Here is a 15,072-nt window from a genome sequence, read left to right on the forward strand (position 1 = left end):
ACGTTCCTCCCATCACTGACCAGCTGGGAGGAGAGCGGCGTGGCGTGGGTGGAAGCGGGAGCGGGCGGCTACCAGGTCGCGCTCGACCCGGAGGGCAAGGTGGTGTGCCGCAACGCGGCGGGCCGCCCGTTGAAGGCCGTGCCGTCGAAGCTGAACGACGATCCGGTGGTGACCGGGCTCCGGCAGCTCACCGAGTGGCTGGCCGCGCACCGGCGGCGGTGCCTGGAGGACGCCGAGCGCTGGATGGTCCGGTCGCTGCCGGTGCCCGCCGCCGTGGTCACCGCCGTCTGGGCCGACGAGGCCTGGCAGGAGGTGCTGCGCGACCTGGTGGTGACCGGCGCGGACGGTTCGGTCGCCGGGTTCCTGCGCGGTGCCGACGCCGAGCGCGGGCTCGGCCTGGTCGACCTCGACGGGGACACCGTGCGCCTCACCGACGGCGAGATCCGGATACCCCACCCCGTCCTCCTGGACGACCTGGACGAGCTGCGCGAGTTCGCCGTCGAACTCGGCGTCACGCAGCAGGTCCAGCAGCTGTACCGGGAGGTCTGGTACCGCCCGGACGACGCCGAGGCCGGGGCCGGCACCCCGACCGGCACCGAGGTCACCACCTACGCCGGCGGCCGCTACAAGGAGCTGCGCGAGCTGCTGGGCCGCTGCGCCCGGCTCGGCTACCGGGTGCGCGGCGGTCACGCCGTGCTGCCCGTGGTCGAGGGCGGGGCCGCGCTGGAGGCCCGGGTCTGGGTGGGCGACTACTACGAGTACGACGCCTGCGAGACCGGCGCGCTCAGCTGGACCGGCCCGGACGGCAAGGTCCTGCCGCTCGCGCACGTCGGGCCGGTCGCCTGGTCCGAGGGCATGCGGATGGCCGCCGCACTCCACGCCGGCCGCACGATCGACGGGGAGGAAGCCGCATGAGCACCACCACCATCGCCACCGACACCACGGCCGCCAGCACCGAGGCGCCGGACGCCGAGGCCACCGACGGCAAGTCCGCCAAGGCCACCACCGCCACCGCCGGTACCGGGCTGAACGAGCGTCTGCTCGACGCCGGAGCGGTCCTCCCGCCCGGCACGCTGCCCGCCGCCGGGCAGCCCGACAGCCCCGCCGACGTGCTCACCGCCCGCAGCTACGCGCACCCCGTGCTCGACGGGCGCCGCATCGTCCGGCTGGTGCCCGGCGCGCTCGGCCCCGCCGAGGACCTCGCCGTCGAGTTCCTCGGCCTGACGCCCGCCGCGGAGCCGGCCGTGGTCGGCCAGGTCCGCCAGGAGGCGCTGGGCTTCCCGGCCTGGGCGCTGGTCCACGACCCGGCCAACGGGCACCACGCGCTCGCCCTGGTCAAGGAGATGGAACGGCTCGCCCGGCAGGTCAAGTCCAAGCCCGGGCACGCCAAGGACGGCTTCGAGGCGCTCGCCGTGCGCCTCGGCCGCGCCGTGCCGCACTTCCTGCCCACCTACTGCGAGGAGGTCGGCCGGATCTTCCTCGCCCAGGGCAACCAGACCTACGCCGCCACCTACTTCGGCAAGGCGCGCGAGGCCGAGCGCACCCACAACCTCACCGTGGACGAGGAGCGACTGCGCGCCGTCTTCCTGGAGTTCGCGCTGGCCGGAGCCCTCACCGTCAAGTCGCTGCGCCAGTACGTCAAGGAGCTGAGCGGTCGGCTCGACCCGCTGACCGCCTGGCAGCGGTTCCGCCAGCTCTGCACCGAGCGCTCGGCGGCGGGCATGGCCCCGTACGCCGGGGTCGCCGAGGACGCCCGCGCGCTGATCCGGGCCGCCGGGCTGGACCGCACCGAGCACGAGCGGGCGCTGCTGGCCGAACTGCTCGCCTCACCGGCCGTCAACCGGGCACCCGGCGCGTTCTGGAAGTCCTGGCACGGTGCCGTGGTCGAGCTCGGCCGCAGCGACGCGGCCGTCCGCGCCCGGCTTCTGGAGATCCTGCCCGACCCGGCCGGCGTGAGCGACCAGAACGCCCAGGACGCCTCCTGGCTCGCCGTCCTCGCCGAGAGCGGCGCCGAGCAGCTGCTCACCGGCCCGGCCGGCCCCGGCGCACCCGCCGCCGGGGCGGCCACCGGCGGGCCGTCCACCGCCGAGGCGCCCGCCGCCGAGACGCCCGCCGCCTGGCTGGAGCGCTGGCTCGGCCACCTCGGCCGGGGCTGGCGCACCCGAGGCATCAGCACCGAGACCGTCGCCCTCGTCGCGCGGATGGCCGGCCGGCTGCGCGCCGACGGCGTCCCGGTGGACGTCTTCACCGCCCGCCGCAACAGCACCACCCGGATCGAGGTGCTCGACCTGCTGCTCGCCGAGGGCGTCCCGGTCGCCGACCCGGCCGAGGGCCTCGTCCTCGGCCTGACCGACTGGGTGCACGTCTCGGGCCCGGACAGCCGCCCGCTCGCCGCGCTCGCCGCCGACCCCCGGTTCCGGCCCGCGCTGCGCGCCGCCGTCCCGGGCGTCTGGGACGCCGCCGTGGCCAAGCAGCTGCCCGCCCTGCCGGTGCTGCGCGAGCTGTTCGTCGAGTGGTCCGACGAGCGCGCCGACGAACTCCTCGCCGCCCGCGGCCTGGCGAGCGCCACCGACCTGCTGCGCTCGCTGCGGACCAGCCGCCCCGCCATCGTCGCCGAGAACCCGGCCGCCGCCGAGCGGATCGCCGGCCTCGACGTCACCGGCCTGCTCGCCCGCACGCTGCGCAACGGCATCTTCGACGAACTCGGCTGGCCCGCCCTGGAGGAGGCGCTCGCCCGGCTCGGCGTCGAGCCCGGGGAGGCGCCCGGCGGTCCGGCCGGCCGCACCCTCCCCGACGACCTGTTCACCGAGGAGGCCTGGCCGCACCTGGTCCTGGCCCGCGGGGCGCAGGCCCTGGTGGTCGGTCCGCAGGGCATCGTGCTCGAACACACCCTGCGCATCCCCGACAAGCTGGAGCGGTGGCAGCGGCCCCGGCTGCGCTACGTCGACGGCGAGCTGCTGGTCGCCTGGTACCGGGACGGCAAGCAGCGCGCCTACTGGTCCGGCCGCCCCGCCGAGACCTTCGAGCTCGGCGGCGAGACCATCGTCCGCTACTACGGCGGCAACGACGAGCCCGGCGTCCCCAGCCTCCCGCTGCCCGGCGGCGGGCGGACCACCGGCGAGCGCCCGCTGCACGCCGGCGACACCCGGGCGCCCGCCGAGCACGCCGTGATCGGCGACGGCACCGGGCACTGGACGGTCCGCTGGGGCCAGGACGGCGATCACCTGGTCGAACTGGACCCGGCCACCGGCGCGCTCGGCCGCTCCGCCGAGCCGCCCCGGGTCGCCGCCACCGCGGCCGCCGGCCGGCTCGACACGCGGCGCACCCGGCTGCTGCCGATGCAGCCGGGACTGGAGGACACCCCGCTCGGCACCGACGGCGTCGTGCTCGGCAGTTGGGTCCGGGTGGACGGCGGCCGGGTCACCACCGGCACCGCCGACGGCACCACCCTCGTGCTGCCCGGCCGCGGCGGCCACGCCCGGCGCTTCCCGGTCGGCCGGCTCGCCCTGCCCGGCGACGCCCACCCGCTGGTCGTGGAGGAGCAGGGCGGCAGCCTCACCCTCACCCTGCCCGCGTCCGACCGCACCGCGTCCGACCGCTCCGGCACCGACCACGCCGCTTCCGACCACGCCGCTTCCGCCCACGCCGCTTCCGCCCACGCCGCTTCCGCCCACGCCGCTTCCGCCCGCAGCGCAGCGGCGGGCGACGCCGGCACCACCGCCGACCTGCGCCCCTGCCGCCCCGGCGGCCTGGACGCGTCCGGCACCGCGTACGTCCCGCCGCTCGCCCACTGGCACGCCCTGCGACCGCGCGACGAGGAGGGCTCGCGCACCCTGCGCGCCGTCACCGACGAGCAGGCCGCCCGGCTGATCGACGCCGCCTGGCCGGTCGACACCGAACCGGCCGCCGCCGACGAGCAGCGCTGGCTCACCGTCCAGGGGCGCCGTCGCCTGCTGGCCAACGGCAAGGAGTCCCGCAGCCGGGTGCCGGTCGCCGCGGTCGGCGAGGCGCTGCCCGGCCTCGGCCACCCGCTGCTGCGGGCCGGCGTCGCCGGGCTCGCCCGGGCCGCCGCCGACCTGCTCGACCGGGTCGCCCGGTTCGTCCCGCAGCCCGAGGCCGCCCGGCCCAAGAGCGGCGCCGCCCGGGCCGACGCCTACCGGCCCGCGCACGGCCGCGACCAGGAACTGCGCACGGCCGCCGGCCTGCTGCTCCCCGGCGTCGACGGCTTCGGCCCGAGCTGGGAGGGCGGCGAGCACTGGCGGGTCCTCAACAACCTGCGGGCCGTCACCGCCGTCCTCGCCGACCCGCCCGCCGTGCCCGCGGGCACCGACGACTGGGCCACCCCGCTCCGGATCGAACTGAGCGGCGGCGACAACCACCAGGCCTGGCTCCACCTGCTCGGCCGGCTCGGCACCCTCGCCTACGCCGCGGCCGCCCCGCTCACCGGCAGCGCCGAGCGGTCCAGCCTGGCGCTGCTGCTGGACGAGCTGACGAAGGGCCCGCTCGCCGACCGCGGCGCCACCCTGCGGGAGGTCACCCTCACCGAGCCGCTCAACGACACGACCCACAACCACAAGCACCCCAAGCGCGCCGGCCAGGTGCTGCGGCACGGCGACCGGACGGTGATCGTCCTCGGTTGCCGTCACCACCGGGACGACCGGGTGCACTGGCTCGCCGTCGACCACGACCCGAGCGGCGCGTTCGGCCCCGTGGCGCACTTCGGCACGGCAGCCGAGCGCAACACCGAGGAGCGGATCAGCGCGGCCTGGGTGGCGCGGTTCCGGCAGCAGCTCGCCGCGCACGGCGCCCCCGACCGGGACCCCGCCCACGCCGCCGCCTTCGCCGCCCGCACCGGCATCGGCACCACCCGTGCCACCCTGTTGCTCAGCCCCACCAGCACCCTCTTCCAGTGGTACGGCGCCGTGCTCCCCGCCGACCGCCTCAAGGAGTACGGCCTCAAGTCCACCGAGGCCAGGGCCGCCCGCGACTGGCTGCGCGACCGGGAGCGGAGCGCGCTCGCCGAGGTCTGGTCCGCGCTGCTGCCGGCCGAACCGGAGGACCTCTGGACCGCCGGGCCCGACACCGAGGCCGGGGCCGCCCGCTGGACCGAGCGGTTCGGCACCCTCGTCACCCTGCCCGAGGAGGCCCAGGCCGCCGTCACCGGCGTCCCCGTCGGCCAGATCGAGGCGGTCCTCAACCCCGCCCGGACGGCCTGGCTCAGCCGCACCACCGGCTACCGGCTGCGCGCCGACCAGGACGGCGGCCCGCTCCGCCTGCACGCCGACGACCCCGCGGCGCTGCCCGGCGCCAACGGCCTCGGCGGAGCCGTCGACGCCCTCCGCTGGCTCGCCTACCACCTGCCCGCCGACAGCCCGCTGCGCCCGCTCCTGCCGCAGGCCGCCACCGCCCTGCGCACCCGCCTCGCGGACCCCGGGCTGCTGCTCGACTACGACCTCAAGCGCACCGTCAAGAACCAGCAGCTGACACCCCTCCTGCGCACCCGGTATGGCCTGCCGGCCGAGGGCGGCGCCGACGCCGACGGCCTGGTCCGCTGCGGCGAGGCGCTGGTCCTCGCCCCCGGCCACGGTGACCAGGAGGAGGCCTGGCTGCGCCCGGCCGGGCTCACCGGCGCCGACGACCCGCTGCTGGAGCTGCTCGACGGACTCTCCGACAGCTACTGGTTCGGGAGCCAACGGCTCGCCCTGCAGGCGGTCCTGAGCGGGGAGCTGGACCGGCTGGTGGCGCCGCCCGTGCACCCCGCAGCCGGGGCCGGGGCCGGGGAGACGGACGGGGCCGGGGAGACGGACGGGGCCGGGGCCGCCGCGGCCGTGGAGGCCGACGGAACACCGTCCGACGCGGCCCCCACCGCCTGGGCGCAGAACCCGCTGCTCAGCGTGCCCGGTCTGGTCGCCGAGGTGGCCCGGGCACACGGCCTCGGCGAGGACGCCGCCGCGCTCTACCTCCAGCTGCTCGCCCTGCCCGACCCGACCGACCGCAACGTCGCCCGCTGGACGGGCTGGAAGCCCGCCCGGCTGAAGCGGGCCCGCGCCGAACTCGCCGCCACCACCCTGGTGCTGGAGGCCAAGCGGGCCCGGGCCGGCCGCAGCCTCTTCCTGCCCGGCGGCTGGCAGGAGGCCAAGGCCCCCGGCCTGCCCGCCGAGACCTGGAAGGCCGGCCTGTACGAACTGCCCACCCACCACGCCGTCCTGCCGCACCTGTCCGTCCCCGAGCTGTTCGCCCGGGCCTGGCAGCGGATCGGCGACGGGGACACCCCCGGCTACGAAGAGCTTCAGACCGGCAAGCGCAGGAAGGCCCGCCGATGAGCACCACCGTCAACAACCCCGCCGTGAACGACGCGGCCGTCAACGGCACGGCGGTCGGCCACCCCGCCGTGCGGCAGATCGTCCCGCCGGAGGAGAAGTACGCCGCCGAGCTGGAGTTCCTGGCCGCGCACGACTCCGGCCCCCGCCCGCCCGGCTGGCGGCTCACCCCGCGCGCCGTCGTCACCTTCGTGATGGGCAGCGACGGCGAGAAGCTCAAGGCCGGGCGCAGGAGCCTCGCCATCGAGCAGAAGTTCGTCGGCGAGCGGGCGCTCGTCGAGCGCTGCGTCGTCACCCTCGCCGGCGAGCGCGGCCTGCTGCTCGTCGGCGAGCCCGGCACCGCCAAGTCGATGCTCTCCGAACTGCTCGCCGCCGCCGTCTGCGGCACCAGCGCGCTCACCGTCCAGGGCACCGCCGGCACCACCGAGGACCAGCTCAAGTACGGGTGGAACTACGCCCTGCTGCTCGCCAAGGGCCCGAGCCGGGAGGCCCTGGTGCCCTCGCCGGTGCTCACCGCGATGACGACCGGCGCCGTCGCCCGGGTCGAGGAGGTCACCCGCTGCCTGCCCGAGGTCCAGGACGCCCTGGTCTCGCTGCTCTCCGAACGGCGCGTCGCCGTCCCCGAGTTGGCCGGCAGCCCGGACGGACAGCTGCACGCCGCCGCCGGGTTCACCCTGATCGCCACCGCCAACCTGCGCGACAAGGGCGTCAGCGAGATGTCCGCCGCCCTCAAGCGGCGGTTCAACTTCGAGACGGTCGGCCCGATCGGCAGCCTCGCCGCCGAGGTCGAACTGGTCCGCCGCCAGTCCACCGCCGCCGTCGCCCGGGCCGGCGCCCCGTACGCGGTGGACGACGCGGTGCTCGAGGCGCTCGTCACCGCCTTCCGTGACCTGCGCACCGGTCGCTCCACCGAGGGCTGGGACGTCGAACGCCCGTCCACCGTGATGAGCACCGCCGAGGCCGTCTCGGTGGCCACCGCCCTCGGTGTCTCGGCCGCCTACCTGCCCGACGGCGGCGACCTGCTCGGCAAGCTCCCCGGCCAGCTGATCGGCGTCGTCCGCAAGGACGACCCGGCCGACGCCGCCCGGCTCCTCGGCTACTGGGACGGCCCGGTCCGCCGCCGCGCCGAACAGGGCGCCGGCACCTGGCGCACCCTGTGGGACCTGCGCTCGGCACTGGAGGCGTGAGGCGATGACGACGAGCAGCGCGGCCACGCCCCGCGGAGCACGACCGGCCGGGTCCGCCGACCCGCGCGAGGCGGTGGCGGCCGGCCCCGCCCACCCGCGCGGGGCCGCGGCCGACGTACGCACCGACCCGCGCGGCGCGGTGCGGGCGGAGGCGGCCCGGCTGGCCGCCGCGGGCACCGACGCGCCCGGGCCGTACCTGATCGGGGTGCGCCACCACGCGCCCTCGCTCAGCGCGGTCGTGCCCGCGCTGCTCGACGCCGCCCGGCCCGAGGTGGTGCTGGTCGAGCTGCCCGCCGAGTTCCAGCCCTGGCTGGACTGGCTGGCCGACGAGTCCACCGAGGCGCCCGTCGCCCTCGCCGCCGCCCCCGCCGGGGAGCGCGACGAGGCCGGTGACGGCGCGTCCGGGCTCGCCTTCTACCCCTTCGCCGACTTCTCGCCGGAGCTGGCGGCGCTGCGCTGGGCCCGGCGCAACGGCGTCGAGGCGGTCGCCTGCGACCTGCCGCTCGCCCACCGCGGGCCGTCCTGGCGCCCGGCCGGCGACCCGGCGGCGGACGACCGCCCCGGCGTCACCGACGCGCTGCGCCACCGCCTCACCGGGCGCGCCGCCGACGACGACCTCTGGGACCGCCTGGTCGAGACCGCCGCCCCCGGCTCCACCCCCGAGGCCGTCCGGCGCGCCGCCCTGCTGGTCGGCTGGGCCATGCGCCGCGACGCCGCCGACGGAACCGGCGTCGACCCCTACGACCTGCGGCGCGAGGCCTGGATGCGGGACCGCGTCCGGGCCGCCACGGCCGGGGGCCGGCGGGTCGCCGCCGTGGTCGGCGCCTTCCACGCACCCGCGCTGCTCGACCCGCCGCCCGAGTCGCCCGCTGCGGACGTCCCGCCGGCCCGCACCGACGTCCCGCCGAGCGGTGCTGACGTCCCGCCGGGCGAGGCTGACGTCCGGTCGGCTTGGGACCCGGTGCCGGACGGCGGCCACGTCGTCTCGCTGATCCCCTACACCTACCCCCTGCTCGACGCCCGCTCCGGCTACCCGGCCGGCATCCGCGATCCCGAGTGGCAGCACACCGTCCTGGAGGCCGGTGGCGACCCGGAGCGCCTCGCCGACGCGCTCACCCACACCGCCGTCCGCATCTGCGAGGCCCTGCGCACCCAGGACCACCCCTGCGGTCCCGCCGACGCCCGCGAGATCGTCCGCCTCGCCGGCGACCTCGCCCGGCTGCGCGGCCTCGCCGCCCCCGGGCGCGGCGAACTCGTCGAAGCCGTCCAGACCGTCCTCGCCCAGGGCGAACCGCTCGGCCGCGGCCGGGCCGTCGCCCGCGCGCTGGAACGCGTCCTGGTCGGCACCCGCACCGGCCGCGCCGCCCCCGCCGCCCCGCGCAGCGGCCTCGCCCCCGCGGTCGAGGCACTCCTCGCCGACCTCGGCCTGCCCGGTCCCGGCGACACCGCCGGGACCGCCCCGCGCGACCTGCGCCTCGACCCGCTGCGCTCACCCCTCGACCGCCGGCGCGAACTGCTCCTCCACCGCCTCACCGCCTGCGACGTCCCGTACGCGGAACCGGTCGCCGCCACCGGTGCCGGCGGCACCGAAACCCTCGGCACCCGCTGGCGCGTCCAGTGGACCCCGGCCACCGCCGCCATGCTCGGCGTCGCCGGCACCCGCGGCGTCACCCCCGCCCAGGCCGCCGAGGGGGCCCTCCGCGAACGCCTGCGCCGCGAGCAGCAGGCCGACGGAGCCACCGCCCGCGACGTCCTCACCGGTCTCACCCAGGCCGCCGCCTGCGGCCTCCCCGCCCTCGCCGACACCCGCCTCGCCCAACTCACCACCGTCCTGCCCCAGTCGGCCACCCTCCCCGAACTCCTCGACGCCCTCGCCCTCCTGGACCGCCTCCGCGCCGGCCACGTCCCCGGCCTCGCGCCGAGCGGCGACGACGCCCGGGCCGACGTGCTCGCGGCCGCCGTGGAGCCGCTGACCGTGGCCGCGGTGCGCCAACTGGCGGGGCTGGGCGGGTCGGACGACCCCGCCGACGCCCGGGCGCTGGTGGAACTGGCCCGCCGGGCCGACCGGTCGGGCGGGGTCAGGCTCCGCCACGCGCTGGCCGAACTCGCCGACGGGGGAAGTCCGTTGGTCCGGGGCGCGGCGGGTGCGGTGCGGGTGCTGCTCGGGCAGGACGACCCGGAGGCGTTCGGGGGCCGGGCGGCCTCCTGGGTCGACGGCGCCACCGGCCCGGACACCCGGCACACGCTCGGGCGCTCGCTGGTCGGCCTGCTCACGGCCGCCGAGGGCCTGTTCGCCTCCGCCCCCGAAGTGCTGGAGCCGGTGCTGGAGCGGGTCACCGCCCTGCCCGACACGGCGTTCCTGGACCGGCTCCCCGCGCTGCGCGGCGGCTTCGACACCCTCAGCCCGGCCGCCCGCGACCGGCTCCTGACCCTGGTCGAGGAACGCCTGGGCACCCGCCTGCACGCCCTCCCGGACACCGTCGCGCCCGCCCTGCTCGCCGCCTGGACCCGCGCCGACCTGGCAGCCCGGGCCGCCCTCACCCACCGCAACCTCCTCCCGGCGGCCCGCACCACGGTCACCGCGACCGCCGTGCCGCCCGCAGCTGCCAACCCGCCCGCCCACCCGCCGACCTCACCCGGGCCGGCGCCCGTCGCCGCTTCCGCCTTTGCCGGGCGGGCTGCTGGGGCCGCGCCTGTGCCTGCCGGGCCCGCGTCGGCCCCCGCTGTGAGCGGTGCGTTGGGCGCGTCGGCGGCCGGTGCCGCTGCCGCCTCCGGTGCCGTCGCTCCCGCCGCGCCCGGTCCGGCTTCCGCCTTTGCCGGGCGTGTTGCTGCGGCCGCGCCTGTGTCTGCCGGGCCCGCGTCGGCCCCCGCTGTGAGCGGTGCGCTGGGCGCGTCGGCGGCCGGTGCCGCTGCCGCCTCCGGCGCCGTCGCTCCCGCCTCGCCCGCGCCGGCCTCCGTCGTCGCCCCAGCCCCTCCCGGGCGCGCCGCCGCTTCCGGCACTTCCGCCGCAGCCGTCACGGCCGTACCTGCCGCGCCAACCGTGCCCACGCCCACCCCCACCTCCACCGCCGACACCCACGCCCTCGCCGCCGCCGAGCGGTGGCGGTTGCTGTTGGGGCGGCCGGGGACGGGTGGCTTCCGGGGGCGGGCGGGCCGGGTGGCGGCCGCGTTGGACGAGCTGTACGGGACCGGCCGTGGGGAGGGGGCCGGGCCGGGCGTCGACGGGCGGGGCGGCCGGGAGGCGCCGTATCCGGGGGTGCGGGAGTGGGGCGAGGAGCTGTCCGCGCTGTTCGGGCCGGGCCTCCGGGAGGAGGTGCTGGCCGCGGCCGCGGCCCAGGGACGGACGGACGCCCTGGAGGCGATCGACCCGGGCGCCGTCCGGCCGTCGGTCGAGCTGCTGCGGTCCGTGCTGGAGCACGCCGGCGGTCTGCCCGAGGCGCGGATCGCCGGGTTGCGGCCGCTGGTGCGGCGGTTGGTGGACGAGCTGACCCGGGAACTGGCGACCAGGCTGCGTCCGGCATTGACCGGGATCAGCGTGCCGAGGCCCAGCCGCCGTCCCGGGGGCGGGCTGGACCTGGACCGGACGATCCGGGCGAACCTCGTCACCGCCCGCCCGGCGGAGGACGGCAGCGGCGGGACGGTGATCGTCCCCGAACGGCCGGTGTTCCGGACCAGGGCCCGCAAGGCGGCGGACTGGCGGCTGATCCTGGTCGTGGACGTCTCCGGGTCGATGGAGTCGTCGACGATCTGGGCGGCGCTGACCGCCTCGATCCTGGCCGGGGTGCCGTCGTTGAGCACCCACTTCGTCGCCTTCTCCACCGAGGTCCTCGACCTGACCGAGCGCGTGGAGGATCCGCTGGGTCTGCTGCTGGAGGTCCGGGTGGGCGGCGGGACGCACATCGCGGCCGGGCTGAAGTACGCGCGTGAGCTGGTGACGGTGCCCTCGCGGACGCTGGTCGCCGTGATCAGCGACTTCGAGGAGGGCGGCCCGATCGGCGGGCTGCTCACGCAGACCCGGGCGCTGGTCGACTCGGGCTGTCACCTGATCGGCTGTGCCGCGTTGGACGACACCGGGACGGCCCGGTACTCGAAGGCGGTCGCGGGCCAACTGGTCGTGGCCGGGATGCCCGTGGCGGCGCTGAGCCCGCTCGAACTGGCCCGCTGGGTGGGGGAGAAGGTCCGTTGACTTCGTCCCCGCCCCTGGGGGGCGGGGATTCCCCTCAGCCTCGCGGCTGAGCCGCTGCGCGTGTGCGCGGCGGTGGGACTAGTTCCTGCTTCATAGACAACTGCCCGTTCGGAGTGCTCCGTTGAGGTCTTACACTGTCTCCACAGGCTGCAACCGCCAGCCCGGCGGCCAGGATGTTCTTGGCTGCGTTCACGTCCCGGTCGTGGGTCGTGCCGCAGTCGCACGTCCATTCGCGGACGTTGAGCGGCATCTTGCCCTGCATGGTGCCGCAGGCCGAGCACAGTTTGGACGAGGGGAACCAGCGGTCCACGACGACCAGGTCACGCCCGTACCCGTCGGCCTTGTACTCCAGCATGGAGCGCATCTCGGTCCAGCTCGCATCGCTGATGGCGCGGGCGAGTGTCCGATTGCGGAGCATGTTGCGGACGGTCAGGTCCTCGATCACGATCGTTTGGTTCTCACGAACGAGTCGAGTGGTCAGCTTGTGCAGGAAGTCCCTGCGACGGTCGGTAATCTTCGCGTAGGCCCTGCCGACCTTGAGTCTGGCTTTCGCCCGGTTCTTCCCGTCTCCCTTGGCCTTGCGGGCAAGTTCCCGCTGGGCTTTGGCCAGGCATTTGCGGCCCCTGCGCTCATGGCGAGGATTGGCAATCTTCTCCCCAGTGGAGAGCGTCAACAGGCTGGTGATACCAGCGTCGATACCCACGGCGGCATGCGGTGGCTTGGGCATCGACGGCCGGTCGTCGCACAGGATGGAGACGAACCAGCGGCCCGCGCTGTCCTGCGAAACGGTCACTGTGGACGGCGAGGCGTCCGTAGGCAGACCTCGGGACCACATGATGTTGAGTGGTTGGTCCATCTTCGCCAAGGTCAGTTGGCCGCCACGGAAGCGGAATGCGGACGACGTGTACTCCGCGCTCTTGCGCGACTTCTTTCGGGACTTGAACGTCGGGTACTTGGCCCGCTTGGCCCAGAAGTTGGCGAAGGCCCCCTGCAAGTGCCGAAGCGCCTGCTGCAGCGGAACCGACGACACCTCATTGAGGTAGGCAAGTTCCTCCGTCTTCTTCCAAGCCGTCAACATCGCCGACGTCGCAATGTAGTTGACCCGCTCCTGATGCTGCGTCCACGTGCCGTCTACTAGGGAACCCGTAGCACATTGACGTTGATCCGACTGCCCGTGCACCCGGTCCATCGTCCCTCGGCCGGAGGTTCCCAATTGTGGGCGATTCAATTTCCTACCCGGCCTGCAGGCCCGGGCTTCCTTGGAGGCATCCGATGACGAGTCCGACGGAGATGACGGGCGCCGCGTGGCCGGCGGTACGGCCGGAGGTGGTCGCCGAGGTCGTGGCCGGGCTGTCCGCCCGGCTGCAGAAGCGGCTCGACGGCGCGGCCGCCACATTGGCCGCGCGTCCGGTGGAGCGGTCCGGCGACGACTGGCGGGTCGCGGTGGACGAGGAGTCCGAGCTGCTTCTTTACGCGCCCGGCGGGGTGATCGCCGACCAGGCGGACGTCCGCTGCGGCTGCCTGCTGGCACCCGCCTGCGTGCACCGGGCGGCGGCGGTCACGGTCTGCCGCCTCGCCGACGACGAGCCCGCCCCCGAACCCGCCAGCGCGCCCGAACCCGCCAGCGCGCCCGAACCCGCCAGCACCCCCGCATCCGCGCCCGCACCCACCCCGAAGGCGCCACCGGAGCCCGCGCCGGAACGGGAGGCACCGCTCACCCCGGCCGAGGCCGCCGCCGCGCGGCACCTGCACCGGGCGGCCGCCGCCGTCCTCGCGGCGGGCGTCGGCGGCGCGGGGGCCGTGCTGCAGGCGGAACTGCTCCGGGCCGGGCACCGCGCCCGGCTCGCGGGGCTCTACCGGCCGGCCGCGGCGGCGGTGGCCGTGGTGACGCGGGTCCGCGCGGCCCGCTCCGGCGAGCCGGACCACCGGCTGGCCGACCTGGTCACGGCCCTGCGCGAGCTGCTCGAACTCACCACGGCCCTCACCGCCGCCACCGCCACCACGGCCTCCGCCACCACCACGGCCCTCGCCGACCTGCGCGGGACCGCCCGCCAGGCGTACGCGGAGGCGGGCGGGCTGCGGCTGTACGGGCTGTTCGCCGAGCCGGTGCTGACGGCCACCCACGCGGGCGTGCTCAGCTGGGCGGTGGACGCGACCGGGCGGTTGAGCACCGTCGCCGAGGTCATGCCGCACGCCGATGCGACGGCCGCGGCCCCGCAGGCGGTCGGCGCCGGGAACCGGGCGGTCCGGCTGGGCGACACGCTGCTCAGCCACCGTGCGTTCACCCGGGCCGGGCTGGCCGTCCAGGGCGCGACCAGGTCGGCGGCCGGGCGGCTCGGTGCGGGAGCAGCGGTGAAGGCGGTCCGGGCGCCGGGCGCGGCGTGGACGGCGGAGCCCGTCGCCGGGCTCTGGGCGGAGCCGCCGGCCGCGCAGGTGGAGCGGGCGCTGTCGGCGGCGGCGCTGCCGTACGAGAGCCGGCCGGCCGGGAGCGACCTGCTCTTCCTGGACGTCACGCTGCTCGGCGCCGTGCCGTACGGTCCGGCCGGCGTGCCGCAACTGCTCGCCGACTGCGGGGGCCTGGTGGTGGCGCTGCGCGCGGCGCACGACCACCCGGGCCTGGCGTACCGGGGCAACCTGGCGCTGCTCGCCACTGCGCCGGGGCTGCGCCTGCGGGTGATCGGCCGGCTGGAACGGGCCGCCCGCCCCGAGCTGCGACTGCTCGCGGTCGGCACGCCCCCGGGCGAGCGGGGCGTGGGCGAGCCGTCGCTGGCCCTGCCCTCCGACCGGGCGGACCGGGTCAACCTGGGCCTGGAACGGCTCCAGACCGCCGACCTCTCTGTGCCCGACGCGCTTCCCGGACCGCACGCGCTTCCCGGACCGCACGCGCTTCCCGAACCGCACGCGCTTCCCGAGCCGCTCCCCGGCGCGCTCGCCGAGACCGCTCCCGCAGCCGTCCCCGAGGCCCCGGTGCACCTGCTCACCCGCCGGGTCGAGCAGGCCGTGACCGGTGGGCGGCAGACGCTCGCTCTGGGTTCCGGGACGGCCGGGGCCGATGCCACCCAGCTGCGGGCGGCGGGCCTGGCCACGGGGGCGGCGCTGCTGGACGGCCTGCGGGCCACGGCGGGGGACCAGCCGAGGGACGTCTTCGGCCGGATCGTGGCCGACGACCACGACGCGTTCGCCGGCGCCTGGTTGGCGGCGGCCTGCTACGGGGAGGCCCTGGCCTCGGCGCTCTGCGCGGGCGGTTGGGCACACGTCGTACCGGAGCCGTGAGGAGAAGTATTTGCACAGGCAGGTAAAAGGCGTCGAGTGGCATACTGGAGGGACGGGACGACGTCGCACCGCAGAGCGTGACGGGGCCGGGAACACGGGAACGGGA

The 15,072-nt window shown here is 76.8% G+C and carries 6 protein-coding genes; 5 read left to right on the top strand and 1 reads right to left on the bottom strand.

Going from position 1 to position 15,072, the window contains the following annotated elements; genetic code table 11:
* The first annotated feature begins 39 nt into the window (after positions 1–39).
* Genes ACFVHB_RS03215 through ACFVHB_RS03230 form a run of 4 tightly spaced genes read left to right on the top strand, consistent with a single transcriptional unit; the run spans position 40 to position 11,693 of the window.
* Positions 40–915 carry a DUF4132 domain-containing protein gene (locus tag ACFVHB_RS03215; RefSeq protein ID WP_380314529.1) on the top strand — a complete coding sequence of 292 codons (876 nt, stop codon included), beginning with the start codon at positions 40–42 and terminating at the stop codon, positions 913–915.
* Positions 912–6,323: a hypothetical protein gene (locus ACFVHB_RS03220; protein WP_380314530.1), complete on the top strand. Its 5,412-nt coding sequence runs from the start codon at positions 912–914 to the stop codon at positions 6,321–6,323. Before ACFVHB_RS03215 ends, ACFVHB_RS03220 begins: the two co-directional genes overlap by 4 nt.
* Positions 6,320–7,507 carry an AAA family ATPase gene (locus ACFVHB_RS03225; RefSeq protein ID WP_380314531.1) on the top strand — a complete coding sequence of 396 codons (1,188 nt, stop codon included), beginning with the start codon at positions 6,320–6,322 and terminating at the stop codon, positions 7,505–7,507. Before ACFVHB_RS03220 ends, ACFVHB_RS03225 begins: the two co-directional genes overlap by 4 nt.
* 4 nt (positions 7,508–7,511) lie before the next feature.
* Positions 7,512–11,693, top strand: coding sequence for a DUF5682 family protein (locus ACFVHB_RS03230; protein ID WP_380314532.1), 4,182 nt, complete (start codon positions 7,512–7,514; stop codon positions 11,691–11,693).
* A gap of 34 nt (positions 11,694–11,727) precedes the next feature.
* Here ACFVHB_RS03230 and ACFVHB_RS03235 read toward each other — a convergent pair whose 3' ends face one another.
* Positions 11,728–12,873: an RNA-guided endonuclease InsQ/TnpB family protein gene (locus tag ACFVHB_RS03235; RefSeq protein ID WP_380314533.1), complete on the bottom strand. Its 1,146-nt coding sequence runs from the start codon at positions 12,871–12,873 to the stop codon at positions 11,728–11,730.
* A gap of 92 nt (positions 12,874–12,965) precedes the next feature.
* On the opposite strand from ACFVHB_RS03235, the gene ACFVHB_RS03240 reads away from it, so the two are divergent.
* The gene (locus ACFVHB_RS03240) at positions 12,966–14,966 is read left to right on the top strand and encodes a hypothetical protein (protein ID WP_380314534.1); all 2,001 of its coding nucleotides are present in this window, start codon (positions 12,966–12,968) and stop codon (positions 14,964–14,966) included.
* Positions 14,967–15,072: the final 106 nt, after the last annotated feature.

It is taken from the genome of Kitasatospora sp. NPDC127111 (assembly GCF_042677465.1).
Lineage (GTDB): Bacteria > Actinomycetota > Actinomycetes > Streptomycetales > Streptomycetaceae > Kitasatospora.

What these genes read in the sequence shown, in the direction of transcription:
- ACFVHB_RS03240 (WP_380314534.1), top strand. Translation starts at nt 12,966, where the DNA reads ATGACGAGTCCGACGGAGATGACGGGCGCCGCGTGGCCGGCGGTACGG.
- ACFVHB_RS03230 (WP_380314532.1), top strand. Translation starts at nt 7,512, where the DNA reads ATGACGACGAGCAGCGCGGCCACGCCCCGCGGAGCACGACCGGCCGGG.
- ACFVHB_RS03225 (WP_380314531.1), top strand. Translation starts at nt 6,320, where the DNA reads ATGAGCACCACCGTCAACAACCCCGCCGTGAACGACGCGGCCGTCAAC.
- ACFVHB_RS03220 (WP_380314530.1), top strand. Translation starts at nt 912, where the DNA reads ATGAGCACCACCACCATCGCCACCGACACCACGGCCGCCAGCACCGAG.